15 protein-coding genes are annotated in these 19960 nt (G+C 63.3%); 14 read left to right on the plus strand and 1 reads right to left on the minus strand.

Translation table 11 applies throughout. The features are described from left to right. The first annotated feature begins 21 nt into the window (after positions 1 to 21). The 7 genes from FVW59_RS11995 to FVW59_RS12025 are packed head-to-tail and all read left to right on the plus strand — an operon-like array spanning position 22 to position 5599. Positions 22 to 756 carry a heme ABC transporter permease gene (locus FVW59_RS11995; protein WP_148064589.1) on the plus strand — a complete coding sequence of 245 codons (735 nt, stop codon included), beginning with the start codon at positions 22 to 24 and terminating at the stop codon, positions 754 to 756. Further along, entirely contained in the window at positions 756 to 962 is a 207-nt protein-coding gene (ccmD, locus tag FVW59_RS12000) for a heme exporter protein CcmD (RefSeq protein WP_148064590.1), read from the plus strand. The genes FVW59_RS11995 and ccmD overlap by 1 nt, the downstream gene beginning before the upstream one ends. Beyond that, positions 946 to 1413 (plus strand): cytochrome c maturation protein CcmE, encoded by a 468-nt coding sequence (ccmE, locus tag FVW59_RS12005; RefSeq protein ID WP_148064591.1) that lies wholly within the window; start codon positions 946 to 948, stop codon positions 1411 to 1413. Before ccmD ends, ccmE begins: the two co-directional genes overlap by 17 nt. After that, entirely contained in the window at positions 1410 to 3392 is a 1983-nt protein-coding gene (locus FVW59_RS12010) for a heme lyase CcmF/NrfE family subunit (RefSeq protein WP_148064592.1), read from the plus strand. Before ccmE ends, FVW59_RS12010 begins: the two co-directional genes overlap by 4 nt. Next, entirely contained in the window at positions 3376 to 3936 is a 561-nt protein-coding gene (locus tag FVW59_RS12015) for a DsbE family thiol:disulfide interchange protein (RefSeq protein WP_148064593.1), read from the plus strand. The genes FVW59_RS12010 and FVW59_RS12015 overlap by 17 nt, the downstream gene beginning before the upstream one ends. Positions 3937 to 3944: 8 nt before the next feature. Next, the gene (locus FVW59_RS12020) at positions 3945 to 4391 is read left to right on the plus strand and encodes a cytochrome c-type biogenesis protein (protein WP_246139723.1); all 447 of its coding nucleotides are present in this window, start codon (positions 3945 to 3947) and stop codon (positions 4389 to 4391) included. Continuing rightward, positions 4388 to 5599, plus strand: a complete 1212-nt coding sequence (locus FVW59_RS12025; protein ID WP_148064595.1) for a c-type cytochrome biogenesis protein CcmI/CycH — start codon at positions 4388 to 4390, stop codon at positions 5597 to 5599. Before FVW59_RS12020 ends, FVW59_RS12025 begins: the two co-directional genes overlap by 4 nt. Positions 5600 to 5645: 46 nt before the next feature. Here the strand turns inward: FVW59_RS12025 and FVW59_RS12030 are convergent, their stop codons facing one another. After that, complete coding sequence (locus FVW59_RS12030; RefSeq protein WP_246139724.1) at positions 5646 to 7187, minus strand: porin; 1542 nt, start codon at positions 7185 to 7187, stop codon at positions 5646 to 5648. A gap of 524 nt (positions 7188 to 7711) precedes the next feature. Here FVW59_RS12030 and smc point away from each other — a divergent pair. From smc to FVW59_RS12065, 7 genes are all read left to right on the plus strand, one after another. Then, positions 7712 to 11209, plus strand: coding sequence for a chromosome segregation protein SMC (gene smc / locus FVW59_RS12035; RefSeq protein WP_148064597.1), 3498 nt, complete (start codon positions 7712 to 7714; stop codon positions 11207 to 11209). 32 nt (positions 11210 to 11241) lie between these two features. After that, positions 11242 to 12336 (plus strand): cell division protein ZipA, encoded by a 1095-nt coding sequence (zipA, locus tag FVW59_RS12040; protein WP_148064598.1) that lies wholly within the window; start codon positions 11242 to 11244, stop codon positions 12334 to 12336. 25 nt (positions 12337 to 12361) lie between these two features. Then, complete coding sequence (ligA, locus tag FVW59_RS12045; RefSeq protein ID WP_148064599.1) at positions 12362 to 14404, plus strand: NAD-dependent DNA ligase LigA; 2043 nt, start codon at positions 12362 to 12364, stop codon at positions 14402 to 14404. Continuing rightward, positions 14401 to 15012 (plus strand): transglycosylase SLT domain-containing protein, encoded by a 612-nt coding sequence (locus FVW59_RS12050; protein WP_222711501.1) that lies wholly within the window; start codon positions 14401 to 14403, stop codon positions 15010 to 15012. Before ligA ends, FVW59_RS12050 begins: the two co-directional genes overlap by 4 nt. 189 nt (positions 15013 to 15201) lie before the next feature. Further along, positions 15202 to 16980 (plus strand): FAD-dependent oxidoreductase, encoded by a 1779-nt coding sequence (locus FVW59_RS12055; RefSeq protein ID WP_148064600.1) that lies wholly within the window; start codon positions 15202 to 15204, stop codon positions 16978 to 16980. Beyond that, a complete protein-coding gene (locus FVW59_RS12060; protein ID WP_148064601.1) occupies positions 16977 to 18830 on the plus strand; it encodes a 2-oxoacid:acceptor oxidoreductase subunit alpha in 1854 nt (617 codons plus the stop codon). Before FVW59_RS12055 ends, FVW59_RS12060 begins: the two co-directional genes overlap by 4 nt. A 3-nt stretch (positions 18831 to 18833) precedes the next feature. Further along, positions 18834 to 19886 (plus strand): 2-oxoacid:ferredoxin oxidoreductase subunit beta, encoded by a 1053-nt coding sequence (locus tag FVW59_RS12065; RefSeq protein ID WP_148064602.1) that lies wholly within the window; start codon positions 18834 to 18836, stop codon positions 19884 to 19886. Positions 19887 to 19960: the final 74 nt, after the last annotated feature.

Below are 19960 nucleotides of genomic sequence, written 5' to 3' on the forward strand. Positions count from 1 at the left end.
ACGGAGTATAATGCCGCCGTTATGTGGTCTTTCTTCCATAAACTAGGCTCGCCGCCCTGGCTGTACCGCATTTCCGGCAGCATCCTGCGCTGGTTGCTGCCCCTGACGCTTATTGCGTTGTGTGCCGGCGCCGTATGGGGCCTGTTTTACACCGCCCCGGATTTTCGCCAGGGCAACAGCTACCGCATCATCTATATTCATGTGCCCGCCGCGGTGGTGGCCCTGGCCGGCTACTATGTGATGGCCATCGCCGGCGCCGTCAGCCTGATCTGGAAAATGAAAATGGCTGACGTGGCGATGAAGGCCTGCGCCCCGGTGGGTGCGGCGCTGACTTTCATCGCCCTGGTGACCGGCGCCATCTGGGGCAAGCCGACCTGGGGTACCTGGTGGGTGTGGGATGCGCGCATCACCTCCATGTTGATTCTGCTGTTTCTCTATCTCGGGGTGATCGCCCTGTACGAAGCATTCGACAATAAAGAAGCGGCGGGCAAGGCCTGTGCCGTGCTGACGCTGGTGGGGACGGTGAATATTCCCATCATCTACAAGTCGGTGGACTGGTGGTACAGCCTGCACCAGCCGGCCTCGATCAAATTTACCGGTGAGTCCAGCATCGACCCGAGCATGCTCTACCCGCTATTGCTGATGATCGGCAGTTTCTACGCGCTGTTTACCTGTGCACTGTTGATGAATATGCGGCTGGAAATCCTGCGCCGCGAATCCCGCACCGGTTGGGTGCGCAAACTGGTGGGAGCCTGATGTACTTCGATTCCCTGCACGCCGCCCTGGCGATGGAGGGGCACGGCCCCTTCGTCTGGGCTGCCTATGCTATTACTGCCGTGGTACTGCTGACCTTGTTGCTGTCGCCTGTGCTGCGCTCGCGTCGCCTACGCCGCGACCTGGCCGGCGAAATCCGCCGCCGCGAAACCGCCGCAGGGGAGGGTCGCCATGCATCCGGTACGTAAGCAGCGCCTGATTATCGTGCTCTGCGTGGTGCTGTTCTCCAGCGCCGCAGTGGGCCTGATGGCCTACGCCCTGCGCGGCAATATCAACCTCTTCTTTCCCCCCGCCGAAGTGGCCGCGGGCAAGGCGCCCGTCGGCCAGCCGATTCGCGTCGGCGGCATGGTGGTGGAGGGCAGTGTGCAGCGCAGCGAAGACAGCCTGCACGTTCGTTTTGAGGTGACCGACTATCAGGCCAGGGTGCCGATTGTCTACGAGGGCATCCTGCCGGACCTCTTCGGAGAGGGACAGGGTGCGGTGGCCGCCGGTGTACTGGATGATCAGGGTGTGCTGCAGGCCACCGAAGTGCTGGCCAAGCACGACGAGAATTACATGCCGCCGGAAGTGGCGGAGGCGCTGGAGAAATCCAAGGCGCAAATGAAGGGTGCAAACATGACAAAAGGACAGGGCGAATGATTCCGGAGTTTGGTCACTTTGCACTGATTGTCGCCCTGTGCCTGGCAGTATTGCTGGCCAGCGTGCCCCTGTGGGGCGCCTGGCGGCGCAATACCGGCGCCATGGCCCTGGCGCCGGGGCTGGCGATGGGGCTGCTGGTGTTTTCCGGCATCAGCTTTGCCTGCCTGGCGGTGGCCTTCCTGCAGGATGACTTCTCGGTGGAAGTGGTGGCCAATAACTCCAACAGCCTGTTGCCCGCCATCTACAAATTCTCCGCGGTGTGGGGCAACCACGAGGGCTCCCTGCTACTGTGGATACTGATCCTCGCGGTGTGGACGGCGGCCGTTGCCACGTTCAGCCGGCAATTGCCCCTGCTGGTGCTGTCGCGGGTACTGGCGGTGATGGGCTTTGTGGCGGTGGGCTTCCTGTCCTTTTCTCTGCTCACCTCCAACCCCTTTGCGCGCCTGATTCCCGGCACTCCGGCGGACGGCCAGGATCTCAATCCGCTACTGCAGGACCCGGGCCTGATCATTCACCCGCCGCTGCTGTACATGGGCTACGTCGGTTTCTCGGTGGCCTTCGCCTTTGCCATCGCCGCCCTGCTGGGCGGGCGGCTGGACGCGTCATGGGCGCGCTGGTCGCGACCCTGGACCAACATCGCCTGGGCCTTCCTGACCCTGGGTATCATGCTCGGCAGCTGGTGGGCCTACTATGAACTCGGCTGGGGCGGCTGGTGGTTCTGGGACCCGGTGGAGAACGCCTCCTTCATGCCCTGGCTGGCCGGTACGGCTTTGATCCACTCACTGGCGGTGACCGAGAAGCGCGGCCTGTTCAAGAGCTGGACCGTGCTGCTCGCCATCTTCGCTTTTTCCCTGAGCCTGCTCGGCACCTTCCTGGTGCGCTCCGGGGTGCTGACCTCGGTACACGCCTTCGCCACCGACCCGGCGCGGGGTCTGTTCATTCTTGTATTCCTGGCCATCGTTGTGGGCGGCTCGCTCACGCTCTACGCCCTGCGCGCACCGGCGGTGAACAGCCGGGTGAGCTTTGCCTGGCTGTCGCGGGAAACCCTGCTGCTGGTGAACAACGTTGTGTTCCTGGTGGCCACCCTCACCGTGCTGTTCGGCACCCTGTTCCCGCTGCTGATGGACGCCCTGGGGCAGGGCAAGTACTCAGTGGGGCCTCCTTATTTCAATGCCGTGTTTGTGCCGTTAATGGCTCTTCTGGTGCCCTTCATGGGGCTGGGCCCGGTGTCGCGCTGGAAGCGTGACAGCGCCCAGCGCTGGAAGGCGGAACTGTTGCTGCCGGCCATTGCCGCACTGGCCTGTGGCCTCACGCTGCCGCTGCTGCACGGGGAGTACAACCTGTGGGTGGCGCTGGCGCTGGTGCTGGCCGGCTGGCTGCTGCTGGGGCTGGGGCGGGATGTGTGGCTGCGGCTCCGCGCTGCGCCAACCCTTGCCCGCGGTCTGCGCCGCACTCCGGCCAGCTACTGGGGTATGGTGGTTGCGCACCTGGGCTTTGCCGCCTGCGTGGTGGGTGTGGTGGCCACCAGCCAGTACAGCATCGAGCGCGACCTGAAAATGGAAGCGGGGCAGGCCGAGACCCTGGCCGGATACCGCTTTGAATTTGTGGAACTGGCCAACTTCCGCGGCCCCAACTTCCGCGCCGACGAAGCCCGATTTGTGGTGACCCGCGACGGCGAAGAGATTGCACGCCTGGCGCCCCAGAAGCGCCGCTACCTGGCCAGCAACCAGATCATGACCGAGGCCGCCATCGATGCAGGCCTGTTTCGCGACCTGTTTATCGCCATGGGCGAACCGGTGGGGCAGGGCGGCGCCTGGGCAATTCGCCTGCACTACAAGCCGATGGTGCGCTGGATGTGGCTCGGCGCCATCCTGATGGCGGTGGGCGGCTTCATCACCGTGGTGGACAAGCGCTACCGGCGCCAGCGGGCAGCCAGCACGGCCAGCGCCGGGGAGGTGGCCCGTGGCGCCCAGGCTTAAGCTGTTCCTGCCGCTGATCCTCTTCGCGGTACTGGCCCTGTTCCTGTTCCGCGGCTTGTCACTGGACCCGCGGGCCATGCCCTCGGCGCTGATCGACAAGCCTTTTCCCGTGTTTTCCCTGCCGGCGCTGGAAAGCGGAGAAACGCTCGACCGCAGCCTGTTGCTGGGCAAAGTTAGCCTGGTCAATATCTGGGCCACCTGGTGTATTTCCTGCCGCGTGGAGCACCCCTACCTGAACCAGTTGACCGAGGCGGGCATTCATATTGTCGGTGTGAACTACAAGGACGATGACGAATCCGCCAAACGCTGGCTGGCGGACCTGGGCAATCCCTACAGCATCAATATTGTCGACGCCGCGGGTAACCTCGGTCTCGACCTCGGTGTTTACGGCGCCCCTGAAACTTACTTTGTCGATGCCGAGGGTGTGATCCGCTATCGCCATGTCGGGGTCATCGACGAGCGGGTGTGGCGCAGCAAGCTGGCGGCCATCTATGCAGAAATCGGCGGCGAGCTGCCGCCTTCACTGGCGGGAGCCGGGTCATGAGAATACTGATGACAGTACTCCTCTGGTGCTGGGCAGTCGCCGCGCTGGCGGTGATCGAAACTTACGAATTCAGCAGCCCGGAGCTGGAGGCGCGCTACCACGCCCTCAGCCAGGAACTGCGCTGCCCCAAGTGCCAGAACCAGAACATCGCCGACTCCAATGCGCCGATTGCCCAGGACCTGCGCAAGCAGCTCTACCAGCAGTTGGAGTCCGGCGCCTCTGACGAGGAGATTCTCGACTACATGGTGGCTCGCTACGGTGAATTCGTGCGCTATCGCCCGGAGATGGCCGGTCCCACCCTGATTCTCTGGCTGGCGCCGGTACTGTTGCTGGCGGCGGGGGTGGTGGTGGCGCTGCTGGTGCTGCGCTCGCGTCGCGGTGACAGGGATCGCGGCCTGTCGGAAGAGGAGCAGCGCAAGCTGCAGGAAATGCTGGAGCGGGAGCAAGACGCTTGACCACTTTTATTCTCGCCTGTGCCGGGCTGGTCCTGCTCAGCGGGCTGTTTTACCTGTTTCCCTCCCGCCGCGGCAGCGGTGCCAGGGAGCTGGAGCGCGCCAATTTCGAGTGGTATCGCCTGCGCCAGCGGGAACTGGCCGAGGGCGGCGATGAGGCCCTGGACGACGATGCCCGCCTGCGCCTGATGGAAGAAGAGCAGGCCCGGGCTGCGGCGAAATCGACGCCCCTGCCCGAGAGCCAGCGCTTTCCCGCCTGGCTGCTGCTGCCGCTGGTGGCAGTGGCGGCCTTCGGGCTCTACTACACGCTGGGCGCCGCTCCCGATGTGTTGTTGAACGAACGCCTCAAGCAACTGAATGAAAATGCCACTGCCACTGAAGTGTATTCGGTGATGTCGGCCGTGGAGGCGCGCTCCGCCCAACGCCCGGACAACCTGCACTACAAGGCGCTGTTGGGTCGCTACTACATGGGTCAGGAAGAGTACGCCCGGGCGGCGGAAACCTACACCTTGATGGCGGAAGAGGCGCCGGAAGATGCCTACGCCCTGGCCTACGCCGCGCAGGCCCGCTATCTGGCGGCGGGGCGGGTACTGGATGATGAGTCGCAGCGCATGGCCGAGGCTTCCCTGGCGATTAATCCCCACCAGCGCACTGCGCTGGGCCTGTTGGGCATGGTGTCCTTCGAGCAGGGCCAGTACCGCGCAGCCATCCAGTACTGGGAGCGTCTGCGCGCTACTGAACAGCCCGGCTCCGAGAGCGATCGCATGATCGCCGGGGTCATCGGGCAGGCGCAGGAGCGCCTCGGTGAGGCGCCGGAGTCCGGGGTCGAGGCGGCGCCGGTGGCCCAAGCGGATAGTGAAGACACGTCTGTGGGCGTTACCGTGCGGGTGAGCTTGCCCGAGGGCGCCGACGTCAATCCGGATGACACCGTATTCGTGCTGGCGCGCAACCCCGGCAGCGGCAGCCGCATGCCCATTGCCGTGCAGCGCCTGAGCGCGGCGCAGTTGCCTGTGACCCTGCGGCTGGATGACAGCCACTCCATGGCGGGCCAGAAAATCTCCACCAGCGATGAGGTGGTTGTGATGGTGCAGGTTTCCCCCACCGGCCAGCCCGGCGAGTCCAATGCCAGCTGGCTGGGGGAGGGTGGGCCGCTGCAGCCCTCCGCTTCCGGCGAAGCACTGCAGATCGAGCTCAGCCCGCGGCGCAGTTAACCCGCGCCAGCTTTCTTCGGGGCCAGCCGGCTCCCGGCGATGAGAGCTAGAAAGACACGTCCCACTGCAGGCGGATGCGATTGTCCGACACGTCCTCGGACAGGAACTCGTCATCCAGCGTGAGGTGGGAGTAGTCCAGGGTCAGCTTGTTGTTGTGACCGCTGAAGAACCAGTTGAGGCCCACTGTGTATTCCTGGCGCTCGTTTTCCAGCGTGCGGTCGACCGCATTGGGTTCGTCCACGTAGGCATAGCGAAAGGCGACTTCCAGCGGTGCCGGTACCACCGGGAACAGGTGATGGAAGAAGTAGCCGGCCTGGGCAAAGCCGCCGGTCATTTCGTCTTCGGTATTGTTAACCGAATCCCTGATGGTCTTGTTGTGGTATTCCTGCAGCGCCGAGAAGCCGCGCCACTTGAAGGAGAATTCCTGGACCCACTGGTCGATCTCGTACTGGCCTGGCTGGGCCAGCAGGGCCGGCTCGTAGCCGTCCAGATGGCCGCAGCCGGAGGATGACCAGCGCGTGCAGACGCCTTCGTTGGTGAAGCCGGCGAAGGCCAGGGCGCCGGTGGGTTGCTCGGTGTATTCGACATCGGTCATGCGCCAGGGCATATCGCGGCCGAGGAAGTTCCACTGCAGGCGTCCCATGTACATCAGGTTGTCGTCGTCGTTGGATGTACCGCGACCCTCGCCGGTGAAGGCGCCCACGTAGTAGCGCATGTCTGCCGGTGTTTCCTGGAACAGGTGGCCGTACAGTTGCACGCCCATCTGGCGATCGACAGTGAATACCCGGTTCACGATGGAGCGCTCGACGAATTGCTGGCGGCCCGAGGAGTCCACCCGTTCCTGGTTGAGGTCGACCTTCCACTGGCCGAGGCGCAGGCTCGCCCAGTCCCACTTGGCGATGTCGGCGCGCCAGGTGATGAGGCGCGCACTGGAAGAAAAGGTGTCGTCGTCCACGTCCCGGGTAGGCTGCAGATCCACTTCGAAATAGTACTTGAGCCAGGGCTGGTAGCCGTGACCGCCGATTTTCATGCGCAGGCGTCGGGTGTCGAAGTCGCGGGTGCCATCACCGCCAAAGTCTGACACCTGGCGCGGATCGCTGCGATAGGGGTCGCTGTAACGCATCTGGGCGCGCCACTGCAGGTTGGTCTGGTAGCGACCGTCTTTGGATTCCAGGCGAAAGCCCTTGTCGGTGTAGTCTGCATTGACCGGGAGGTTGAGGGCCACCTGGTTGCCAAGGCTCTCGATGAAGCCGCTATCGCTGTCGTCGGTCATGCGCTTGTCCACCGCCTGGGCGACGGCGACATCGATTTGCCGGGCCACCTGCGGAGACACCGGCTGTTCAGCCAGGGTGGCGGATTTGGCCGCGGGTTCGGGCGCGGGGGTGGCAGCGCCGCCACCGAGAATGTCCTCGCTGGTCAGGCTCTGCTTCTGCATCAGGCCGTCGTACTGTTCCTGGGTAATGACGCCATTGCCCAGGAGAATATCGAGCAGCGCCTTGTCGGCAGCGGCGGCGGGTACAGACGCGCCGGCAAGCGATATCAGCAAGGGTACAGTGGCCAGGGGGCTGAAGTGAGATCGTTTGGTCACGGTAATGTCATCCTGTGTTCATGTCAGTGAAACAATTGAGATGGCACCAGCGGGCTTCCAGTCGCAATGTTGAAGCCGCCATCTTCGCTAAAAAGCCGCTAAGAGAGGCAAGAAATAGGTTTCAGGTTCCTTGTCGTTCGCTTGTCACAACACTGTTACGAGAATATGACATTTGTGTGAACGCCGGGTGACGCGAAAGTTAAGTCATTTTTATGACAGTAATATGACAAAGCGGGTGTAACGAGTGTAAATAGTGACGACTCGCGGGGCATCCAGCCCGCCACCGGGTCGGCCACTGGGCTGTGGTCCAATATGGGTGCGAGCGCGTCCCCGCATCCCGGGTGAGGTGTCGTCATCGGCACAGGCTCCCCGGCGGCTGTTTTCAGCATTTATGGGCTGGGGGCATAGTGTTACCGAAGTAAGTCCGATACACTAGATGTAGTGTTCCGGGGTCGCTGAAAATCCGTACGCTTTCGGGATAAAACCTTATAAAACAGCAGGGTGCGCAAGTTACTTAAGGTCATATGAGACTCAAGTCCATCAAGCTGGCCGGCTTCAAGTCCTTTGTCGACCCGACAACCGTCAGCTTCCCCAGCAATATGTGTGCGGTGGTCGGCCCCAACGGCTGTGGCAAATCCAATGTAATCGACGCTGTGCGCTGGGTGATGGGCGAGAGTTCCGCCAAGAACCTGCGCGGCGAATCCATGACCGACGTCATTTTCAATGGCTCGGTCAACCGCCAGCCGGTGGGGCAGGCCTCCATCGAACTGGTGTTCGACAACAGCGATGGTGGTGTCGGCGGCGAGTACGCCAGCTATGCCGAAATCTCCATCAAGCGGGTGGTCACCCGCGAAGCCCAGTCCGAATATCACCTGAACGGCACGCGCTGCCGCCGCCGCGATATCACCGACATCTTCCTCGGCACCGGCCTCGGGCCACGCAGCTACGCCATCATCGAGCAGGGCATGATTTCGCGCCTGATCGAGTCCAAGCCGGAAGATCTGCGGGTCTTCATCGAGGAGGCCGCGGGCATCTCCAAGTACAAGGAGCGGCGCAAGGAAACCGAGAGCCGGATGCGCCGCACCCTGGAAAACCTCGAGCGTCTCACCGACCTGCGCGACGAACTGGAGCGGCAGCTGCAACATTTGCAACGCCAGGCCCAGTCGGCGGAGAAGTACAGCGAGTATAAAGAGGAAGAGCGTACCCTGAAGGCGCAGCTGCAGGCCCTGCAATGGCGGGAGCTGGATGTGCAGGTGCGCAGTGTCAGCCAGGCTATCGCCGAGCTGGAGGTCAGGCTGGAATCGGTGCACGCCGAGCACCAGCAGGTGGACACCGCCATCGAACAGCACCGTCTCGAGCACACTGACCGCAACGACGCCTTCAACCGGGTACAGGCCAACTACTACGCCCTCGGCTCGGAAGTGGCGCGCATCGAGCAGACCATCAAGCACCAGCAGGAACGCGGGCGCCAACTGCAGGAAGACCTGAGCCAGACCCTCGCCAGCCTGGCGGAATCCGAAGCCCACCTGGGCGAGGACAGCCGCAAGCTGGAAGCCTGGGAGGAAGAGCGCGACAGTCTCGCCCCGGACCTGGAAATGCTGCAGGCGGTGGAGCAGGGTTCCGCTGAGGCCCTGCTGCAGGCCGAGGAGGCCATGCACGAGTGGCAGCAGCGCTGGGACGATTTCAACCAGCACGCCGCCGAGCCGCGCCAGCAGGCCGAGGTTCAGCAATCCCGTATCCAGCACCTGGAGCAGGCCATGCAGCGCCTGCAGAACCGGGTCAACCAGCTCGACCAGGAGCGCCAGAACCTGGCGCCCGGTCCGGCCGATGACGACATTGAAGCCTTTGGCGAGCAGCTCGCCGAGACCGAAATGATGATGGCGGAACTCGAGCAGCGCGGTGAATCGCTGGTCGACGACCTGGCTGGTCACCGCGAGCGCACCGAGGCGCTGGGTGCGGAGCTGGATCAGTTGCGTTCCACCCTGCAGCAGCGGCGCGGGCGCCTGGCCTCGCTGGAGGCCCTGCAGCAGGCGGCAATGGAAGACAGCGACCAGGCAGTCGGCGACTGGCTGCGCAATGCGCAATTGAGCGACCGCCCCCGCCTGCTGGAAAAGCTCGAGGTCGAGGAGGGCTGGCAGCTGGCGGTGGAAACCGTGCTCGGCGCCGACCTGCAGGCGGTTTGCGTCGATGCGCTGGACGGCCTGGGCGATCAACTCGCCACGCTGGAAAAAGGGCAGGTGACCCTGGTTCAGCCCGGCGCGCAGGCACCGTCCGGCAGCGACCAACTGGCCGCCAAGGTGCGCGACAGCAGCCTCGCCGGTGCTCTGCTGGCGGGTGTCAGGGTGGCAGATGATCTGCCCGCTGCCCTCGTCATGCGCGGCGCGCTGGCCGGTGGCGAATCCGTCATTACCCGCGACGGTATCTGGCTCGGCCCCAACTGGGTGCGGGTCACCCGGCTCAGCGACCAGCAGGGCGGTGTGCTGCAGCGCCAGCAGGAGCTGGAAAGCCTCGCCGCCGAAGTGGAGCAACTGGCGGCGCGTATCGCAGAGCTGGAAACAGAACAGCAGAGTGCCCGCGAACAGATGCGGCAACTGGAAGAGCAGCGCCAACAGGGCCAGCGCGAACTGCAGGCGGCCACTCGCCAGCACGCCGAGTACAGCGCCCAGCTATCGGCTCACCGCGCCAAGGTCGAGCAGATCACCGCCCGCCGCGAGCGTCTGCAGGCGGATATAGAAGAAGCCCGGGCGCAGTTTGCCCAGGAGCAGGAATCGGTGGCCGAGGCGCGGCAGATTCTGTCCGAGGCCATCGAGCGGATGGAAACCGACTCGCGCGAGCGCGAAGCACTGCTGTCCACCCGCGACGAAACCCGCAGCAACCTCGACTCGGTGCGCCAGAAGGCGCGCCACGACAAGGATGCGGCCCACCAGGCGGCCATGCGTTCCCAGTCGCTGGAAACACAGCTCAACGCCGTGCGCCAGACCATCGAGCGCACGCGCAGCCAGGTGGAGCAGTTGCAGGAGCGGCGGCAGGTTCTGGAATCCGGCCTCAACGAGTCCGACAACCCCCTCGACGCTCTGCAGGAGGAGCTGGAAGCCCAGCTGGAATTGCGCCTGCAATCGGAAGGCGAGCTGACCGAAGCCCGCCAGGCGATGGCGGAAGTGGAGCACGCCCTGCGCCAGGCCGAGCAACAGCGCGGCGCCATCGAGCAGCGCGCCCAGGGCGTGCGCGGCGAACTGGAGCAATTGCGTCTCAAGCACCAGGGCCTGCAGGTGCAGCGCGAGAACATCCAGCGCCAGCTGACCGAGAATGAGCACGATGTGCAGCAGGTGCTGGAAACGATGCCGGAGGGCGCCAACGAGGACGAATGGCAGCGCTCGCTGGAGCGGGTCGCCAGCCGCATCGCCCGCCTGGGGCCGATCAACCTGGCGGCGATCGACGAATACAGCCTGCAGTCTGAGCGCAAGAATTACCTGGATGCCCAGAACGAGGACCTGCACACTGCGCTGGAAACCCTGGAATCGGCCATCCGCAAGATCGACAAGGAAACCCGCAACCGTTTCCGCGATACCTTCGACAAGGTGAATGCCGGTTTGCAGGAACTGTTCCCGCGGGTGTTTGGCGGTGGCAGCGCCTACCTGGAACTGACCGGCGACGACCTGCTCGACACCGGCATCTCCATCATGGCGCGGCCCCCGGGCAAGAAAAACAGCACTATCCACCTGCTCTCCGGTGGCGAAAAGGCGCTTACCGCCATCGCCCTGGTGTTTTCCATCTTCCAGCTCAACCCGGCACCTTTCTGTATGCTGGACGAGGTGGACGCGCCGCTGGACGATGCCAATGTCGGCCGCTATGCGCGGATGGTGAAGGAGATGTCGGAGAAAGTGCAGTTCATTTACATCACCCACAACAAGATATCGATGGAATTGGCGGATCAGTTGATGGGGGTCACCATGCACGAGCCCGGGGTATCCAGGCTGGTGACGGTGGACGTGGAAGAGGCGGCCGAAATGGCCGCCAGCTAACAGAGATCGAGTCAGGTACGGGCGCGAGTGATATGGCGGACTTAACGATTCGGGACTGGATGGTAGTCATCGGCACACTGCTGATACTGGCGGTGTTGGCCGATGCCTGGCGGCGTATTTATCAGGACCGGCGGGCGCCGGTGCGGATGAAACTGTCGCGTGGCGAAAGCGGCGAGGAGGAGGGGCGCAGTCCCCGTGACGTTGACCTCGCCTGGCTGAAGGAATTGCCCAACGGCGGCGCCCGCGTGGTGAATCGCGATGCGTCGATGGACGGGAGTGAAGATGGCGCTGAACAAGACTTCGACGAGGCAGTAGAGGCTTCCCGGCCGGCATCGCCGCAGCCGGCAAGCGCCAGTCGTACTGTTCCCCGTGCTGAACCCCGCGACGACAAGCCGGCGCCCAGGGCCGGGGCGGCAGAGCGGGAGGCATCGCCACCGGCTGCGGCGTCCAGGCCTGTTGAACCGAAAAGGCCTGAGCCGCCCCGCGTGGAAACACCGGCGGCCCCTGCAAAGCCTGAAGCAGCACCGGCCACGGCCCGTCACTCTGCGCGTTCGGGGGAAGACGAGGTCGAACTGTTCAGCGGCATGAGCAGCGATAGCGACGAGCCGGAAAATCTCGACTGGCTGGATGCGCTGGAGGCCGATCCGAAACCGGAGCCCCAGCACAGCGCCCAGGCCCACCTGCCGCGGGACATCGCCTCGGAAGTATTCATGCTGAATGTAGTGGCGCGAGATCCCCAGGGCTTCCGCGGTGATGACATTTTGCAGATTCTCCTGGCCTGCGGCCTGCGCTTTGGCGACATGAGTTTCTTCCACCGCCATGAGCACGATACCGGCAAGGGCCCTATCCAGTTCAGTGTCGCCAACATGCTGCAGCCGGGTGTGTTCGATATCGACCGTATGGAAGATTTCACCACCAAGGGCCTGGTGTTCTTCGTCACCCTGCCCGGGCCTGACGACATGATGAAGGCCTACGACTACATGCTCGAAACCGCCCAGGCGGTGGCCCGCAACCTGAAGGGCGACGTGCTGGACGAGACACGCAGCGTACTCACCCGCCAGACCCTTGAGCATGCCCGGCAGCAGATTCGCGACCTCGAGCGTCGCCTGCTGGCCAAGGCGCGCTGAGTCTGCCAGGCAAGCCATACGGGAAATGACCGGCGTGACAGCGAGTCCGGAGCAGGAAGTGGCAAGCCTGCGGGAACAACTCGAGCAGTGGAACTACCAGTACCACGTTCTCGATGATCCCAGCGTACCGGACGCGGAGTACGACCGCGCCATGCGGCGCCTGGTGGACCTGGAAACGCAGCACCCCGACCTGCTGCGCCCCGACTCGCCCAGCCAGCGGGTCGGCGCGCAGCCGCTGGCCGGCTTTACCCAGGTGCGGCACGAATTGCCGATGCTGTCGCTGGACAACGCTTTCAATGCCGATGAACTGCGGGATTTCAATCGCCGGTTGCTGGATCGCCTGAAGCTGGAGCCGGATACCGACCTCGAGTTCGCCTGCGAACCCAAGCTGGACGGTATCGCCGTCAGCCTGCTGTATCGCGATGGCACGCTGGAGCGCGCCGCCACCCGCGGCGACGGCAGTACCGGCGAAGACATCACCCATAACGTGCGCACCATTCAGTCGGTGCCCCTGCGCTTGCGCGGCAGTGGTTACCCGTCCCTGCTGGAGGTGCGCGGCGAAATCTACCTGCCCAAGGCCGGCTTCGAGGACATCAACGCGCGCGCCCGGGAAAGGGGCGAGAAGACCTTCGTCAATCCGCGCAATGCCGCCGCCGGTACCCTGCGCCAGCTCGATGCCCGTCTCACCGCGCAGCGCCCCCTGCAAATGTGCAGCTACAGTGTGGGCCTGTTTGAGGGGGGGGAATTGCCGGCCCGGCAGTCAGACATTCTCGACTGCCTGCACCGCTGGGGCCTGCGCATCAATTCCGAGTCCAGGGTTGTTAAGGGCTTTGCCGCCTGCGATGCCTACTACGAGGAGCTGGCGGCGCGGCGGGATGCACTGCCCTACGATATCGACGGCATTGTCTACAAGGTCAATGAACTTGCCCTGCAGGAGCAGCTCGGCTTTGTATCGCGCGCTCCGCGCTGGGCCATCGCCCGCAAATTCCCCGCCCAGGAGGAAATCACCCGTCTGCTGGCGGTGGAATTCCAGGTCGGGCGCACCGGGGCCATCACCCCGGTGGCACGGCTGGAGCCGGTCTTTGTCGGCGGCGTGACGGTGAGTAATGCGACCCTGCACAACAGCGACGAGATTGAACGGCTCGGCGTCAAGGTGGGGGACAGCGTTATCGTGCGGCGGGCCGGCGACGTCATTCCCCAGGTGGTGTCAGTGGTACTGGAGCAGCGTCCGGAAGATGCCGCGGACGTGATGTTTCCTGACACCTGCCCGGTGTGCGGGTCGGCGGTGGAGCGCGAGCCCGACGAGGCGGTGCTGCGCTGCATGGGTGGCCTGGTGTGTGGCGCCCAGCAGAAGGCGGCCCTGCGCCACTTCGTCTCGCGCCGGGCCATGGATATCGACGGTCTTGGCGACAAACTCATTGAACAACTGGTGGATCAGCAGCTGATCGATAACGCCGCGGGCCTGTATCGCCTGCAGCGGGATCAATTGGTCGGCCTGGAACGCATGGGCGAAAAGTCCGCCGACAAGCTGTTGCAGGCGCTGGAAAAGAGCCGGCACACCACTCTGGAGCGCTTTATCTTCGCCCTCGGCATTCGCGAGGTGGGTGAGGCCACGGCCCGCAACCTGGCCCGACACTTCGGCAGCTGGGAGGCGCTGTCTGCCGCTTCCGAAGAAAAGCTGCTGGAAGTACCCGACGTCGGCCCCGTGGTGGCCGACCACCTGCGGCAGTTTTTCGATGACGCCGGCCTCATGGGGGTGGTTGAGCAGCTCCGGGCGGGCGGGGTGCACTGGCCCGATGTCGAGGTGCCCGAGGCCGATGCGTTGCCGCTGAACGGCCAGACCTGGGTGGTGACCGGCAGCCTGGAGGCCATGGGGCGCAATGATGCCAAGGCCCACCTGCAGGCGTTGGGGGCGAAGGTGGCGGGCAGCGTGTCGGCCAAAACCCATTGCGTGGTGGCAGGCCCCGGTGCCGGCTCCAAGCTGGCGAAGGCCGGGGAGCTGGGTATCGAAGTGATCGATGAAGCCGCGTTTATCGCACTGCTGGCGCAACACGGAGTGAACCCTTGAGAATAGTGAGAATCATCCCGGTACTGTTGGCGTTGGCGATGCTCGGTGGCTGCGCGTCGACACCCAATAACGTCGACAATATCTGCAGTATTTTTTACGAAAAGGACGACTGGTACGAAGAGGCCGAGGATTCACGCAAGGAGTGGGGCAGCCCGATTCCGGTGATGATGGCCATCATGCACCAGGAGTCCCGCTTTGTGGCGCGGGCCAAACCGCCGCGCAAGAAAATCCTCGGCTTCATTCCCGGGCCGCGACCGTCGGACTCCTACGGCTACAGTCAGGCATTGGGGTCCACCTGGAAAAGCTACAAGCGCGATGCCGGTCGCTATGGCGCCGACCGCGACGATTTCGGTGACGCCATCGACTTTATCGGCTGGTACAACTACCAGTCCTACAAGCGCAGCGGCATCAACCGCGCCGATACTTACCGGCTCTACCTGGCCTATCACGAGGGCCACGGCGGTTATAACCGCGGCAGCTATCGCAGCAAGGAGTGGCTGCAGAAAGTGGCACAGAAAGTGTCCCGGCGCGCCGCAAGTTACACCGCGCAGCTGGCCACCTGCGAAGAGGACCTGCAGGACGACGGCTGGTTCTTCGGTATCTTCTGACAGCCGCATCCAGCACCTATGCGGCGCGGTTTAACATGCCGCCCGCAACCCCTTTAAGCCAGCGCCGTTACAGCATTTTCATGTAAATGCATGAGCCCGGCGGGTGAAATGGCCGGGGAGCTGTGACAAACTTCAGAGACCTGAATAATAGACGCGGGCATTGCACCCGTGCGGGAGTAAGTCGCTGCTGTGGAACCGACCGATGTAAAGAATCCCGAGTACTTTCACAAGGTGGTGGACTGCCAGTACGCCTGTCCAGCTCACACCCCGGTACCGGAATATATTCGCCTGATTGCCGCCCGGCGTTACACCGACGCCTACATGATTAACTGGGAATCCAATGTGTTTCCCGGTGTGTTGGGGCGCACCTGTGACCGCCCCTGCGAACCGGCCTGTCGCCGTGGCAGATTGGAGCAGGAGCCAGTGGCAATTTGTCGCCTGAAACGGGTGGCGGCAGATAACAAGGGCGAGGTGCGCGATCGCATGCCCGCCATTCCCGAGCAGAAAAACGGCAAGCGTATTGCCTGCATCGGCGCCGGGCCGGCTTCCCTGACGGTGGCGCGGGATCTGATGCCGCTGGGTTACAGCATCGATATCTACGACAACCAGTTCGCCGGCGGCGGCATGATGCGCAGCCAGATTCCCTCTTTCCGCCTGCCCATCCAGGTGCTGGACGAGGAAGTGAACTTCGTTCTCGATATGGGTGTGACCACCTTCTTCGATACCGAAGTCAGCAGCATGCGGTCCATTGTTGACAAGGGCTACGATGCCATCTTTGTCGGCACCGGTGCACCGCGCGGCAAGGGGCTCGAATTGCCGGGGCTGGAGGAGGCCGGTGATGCGGTGCATGTCGGCATCGACTGGCTATCCAGTGTGGCCTTCGAACACATCGACAGCATCGGTAAAAAAGTGCTGGTGCTCGGCGGTGGTAACACCGCCATGGACTGCTGTCGCACCTCCAGGCGCCTCGGCGGCGAGGATGTGCGCGTGGTGGTGCGCAGCCCCTTCGCCGACATGAAGGCCTCCCCCTGGGAGAAAGAGGATGCCATGCATGAGGGCATCCCCATCTACGACAACCACACGCCCAAGGAGTTTGTGGTCGAGGACGGTGTGCTCAAGGGCATGCTGTTCGAGAAGGTTGAGGCAAAGTACGACGACAACGGCAAGCGCAGCCTGGTACCCACCGGCGAGGACCTGGTGTTCATGGAAGCGGACGATGTGCTGATGGCCATCGGTCAGGAAAACGCCTTCCCCTGGATCGAGCGCGACCTCGGTATCGACTTCGACAAGTGGGACATGCCGGTGGTGGACGAGGCCAGCTTCCAGTCCACCAACCCGAAAATTTTCTTCGGCGGCGATGCCGCCTTCGGCCCGGAGAACGTCATCACCGCCGTGGCCCACGGCCACCAGGCGGCAGTCAGTATCGACCTGTTCTGCCGCGGTGAATCGGTGCAGAAACGCCCGCCACCCTTTACCAATCTGGTGAGCCAGAAGATGGGCATCCACGAGTGGAGCTACGATAACGCGGTCGAGAACGACCAGCGCTATATTGTACCGCTGGCGCCACTGGAGCAGGCCCTCAGTGATCGCAAAGTGGAGGTGGAGCTGGGCTTTGACCTGGAGGTCGGTTTCAAGGAAGCCGAGCGCTGCCTCAACTGTGATGTGCAGACGGTGTTCCAGGAGAGTCGCTGCATCGAGTGTGACGCCTGTGTGGACATCTGTCCCACGGACTGCATCAGCTTTACCGCCAATGGCGAGGAGAGCGAGCTGCGCACCCGTCTCAGCGCACCGGCCGGGAACCTGACCCAGGATCTTTATGTATCCGAGCCGCTGCCGACTACCCGGGTGATGGTGAAGGACGAGAACGTGTGCCTGCACTGTGGCCTGTGCGCAGAGCGCTGTCCAACCACGGCCTGGGATATGCAGAAGTTCCTGTATAACACGAGCAAGGCGGGGCAGGCGGCATGAAATCACTCGAAGCAGTCAACGAATTTGTCATCAAGTTCGCCAACGTCAACGGTACCGGTTCCGCGAGTGCCAATAACCTGTTCGCCAAGGCCCTGTTCCGCATGGGGCTGCCGGTCAGCCCGAAGAACATTTTTCCCTCCAACATTCAGGGCCTGCCCACCTGGTACGAAGTGCGGGTGAGCGAGAAGGGCTATCTGGGGCGCCGCGGTGGTGTCGACATCATGGTGTCGGTCAACCCCCAGAGCATGCCGCAGGATATCAAGGAGGTGGAGCCGGGCGGTTACTTCATCTACGACGACACCAAGCCCCTCGACCTGCGCCTGATTCGCAATGATGTGAATATTATCGGCCTGCCCCTGACTCGCATCTGCAACGAGCAGTACAGTGACCCGCGCCAGCGTCAGCTGTTCAAGAACGTGATTTATGTCGGCGCGCTGGCGGCCTTGCTGGACATGGACTTTGCGGTCATTACCCAGTTGGTTGGCGATCAGTTCAAGGGCAAGGAAAAACTGGTGTTGCCCAACATCCACGCACTGGAACTCGGCCACCAGTATGTGAAGTCCAATCTCGATTGCCCCATCGGCATCACCGTGCGCACCAGCGATCAGGTGGGCGAAAAAATCCTGCTGGATGGCAATACAGCCCTCGGCCTAGGCGCCATCTATGGCGGTGCCACGGTGGCGGCCTGGTATCCGATCACGCCTTCCACCTCGGTGGTCGATGCCTATGAAAAATACGCCAAGCGCCTGCGTATCGATCCGGGTACCGGCTCGCGCAATTATGCCATCGTGCAGGCGGAGGACGAGCTGGCCGCCATGGGTATGGTGATCGGTGCCAGCTGGAACGGGGCCCGCGCCTTTACCGCCACCAGCGGTCCGGGCCTGTCGCTGATGAGTGAGTTCCTGGGCCTGGCGTACTTTGCCGAAATACCCACGGTGCTGTTCGATGTGCAGCGCGCCGGTCCTTCCACCGGCATGCCCACGCGTACCCAGCAGTCGGATGTACTGTCAGCGGCCTATGCTTCCCACGGGGATACCAAGCAGGTGTTGCTGTTTCCTTCGACGCCGAAAGAGTGTTTCGACATGGGGGCGGCGTCCTTTGATCTCGCCGAGCGCCTGCAGACGCCGATCATCCTGATGACCGACCTCGACCTCGGCATGAACGACAATATGTCCGAGCCCCTGCACTGGGACGACGATCGCAAGTACGACCGCGGCAAGGTGCTCTCCGCGGATGACCTCGACAGGATCGAGCGCTACGGGCGCTACCTCGACGTGGATGGCGATGCCATCTGCTATCGCACCTACCCTGGAACCCACCCGGAGAAGGGCGCCTTCTTTACCCGCGGTACCAGCCGCGACGAGTACGCGGTTTATACCGAGCGTGGCGAGGAGTACGAGAAGAATATGCACCGCCTGATGGCCAAGTGGGAAACCATCAAGCAGTACGTGCCGAAACCGCAGGTCATACGCAGCAAACAGAAAACGGATACCGCGCTGCTGTACTACGGCACCAGTGAAGAGTCCTCCCGCGAGGCGATGGACTACCTCGCCGAGGACGGGATTCACGTCAATGCCATGCGCGTCCGCGCCTTTCCCTTCAACGACGAGGTCGAGGCCTTCCTGCACGAGCACGAGCGGGTGTTTATCATCGAGCAGAACCGCGACGCCCAGCTGCGCACCCTGCTGATGGCGGAGTTTGAACTGGGGCCGGACAAGCTGAAGTCCGTGCTTTGCTTTGACGGTACGCCCATCAGTGCCCGCAATATCCGCAAGCAGATTCTGCTGCAGATGCCCGGGTACAACGTGACGCCCCTGCGCCGCGAACGTGTTGTCGGTAACGGAGAATAAGCGATGAGTTATCAGGTACCGAAGTTTCGCCACCCCGAGTTGCCGCGCAACGAACTCGGCTACACCCGTGCTGATTACGAGGGCTCGGTTTCCACCCTGTGTGCCGGCTGTGGCCACGATTCCATCTCCGGTTCCATCGTGCGCGCCTGCCACGAGTTGTCGCTGGAGCCGCACAAGATTGCCAAGCTCTCGGGTATCGGCTGTTCCTCCAAGTCGCCGACCTACTTCCTCGGCAAGTCCCACGGTTTCAACTCTGTGCACGGACGCATGCCCTCGGTGGTGACCGGGGCGGCCATGGCCAACCGTGATCTGCTCTACCTCGGTGTCTCCGGCGACGGCGACACGGCGTCCATCGGCATGGGCCAGTTCACCCACGCTATCCGGCGCAACCTGAACATGGTGTACATCGTCATGAACAATGGTTGCTACGGCCTCACCAAGGGGCAGGATTCCGCCACCGCCGACGAGGGATCGGCCAGTAAAAAGGGCGACCCCAATCCCTTCGGCGCGATTGACCTGCCGGGCCTGGCCCTGCAACTGGGCGCCACTTTCGTGGCGCGCTCCTTTTCCGGCGACAAGGAGCAGCTGGTGCCGCTGATCAAGGCGGCGATGACCCACCGCGGTTTCGCGCTGATCGATGTCGTATCGCCCTGCGTCACCTTTAACAACAATACCGCTTCGACCAAGAGTTACGAGTTTGTGCGTGAGCACGCCGCGGCAACCGGTACCGTGGACTTCGTGCCGATGCGCGAGGAAATCACCACCAGCTACCCGCCGGGGCAGAGCCAGGAGGTGACCATGCACGACGGCTCGGTGCTGCATCTGCACAAGGTGTCAGAGGAACTGGATCCCTTTGATCGCAGTTCCGCCCTGCTGGCGTTGGAGCGCTACCGCAGTTCGGGCCAGATACTCACCGGCCTGATCTACATGGACAAGGACTCCCGCGACCTGCACGAGGTGCTGGAGACCAGCCGGCGCCCGCTCAATACCCTGGTGGAAGAGGATCTCTGCCCCGGCGACAAGGTGCTGCAGAATATCAACGCCAGCCTGCGCTAGGGGGAGGTGCCCCGGGCGCAGGCGATGCCGTTTCCGGGGGCGATTTCACCCGCGTGGGTGTGACGATGGCCGCA

This window comes from Parahaliea aestuarii (assembly GCF_008064635.1).
Classification (GTDB): domain Bacteria; phylum Pseudomonadota; class Gammaproteobacteria; order Pseudomonadales; family Halieaceae; genus Parahaliea; species Parahaliea aestuarii.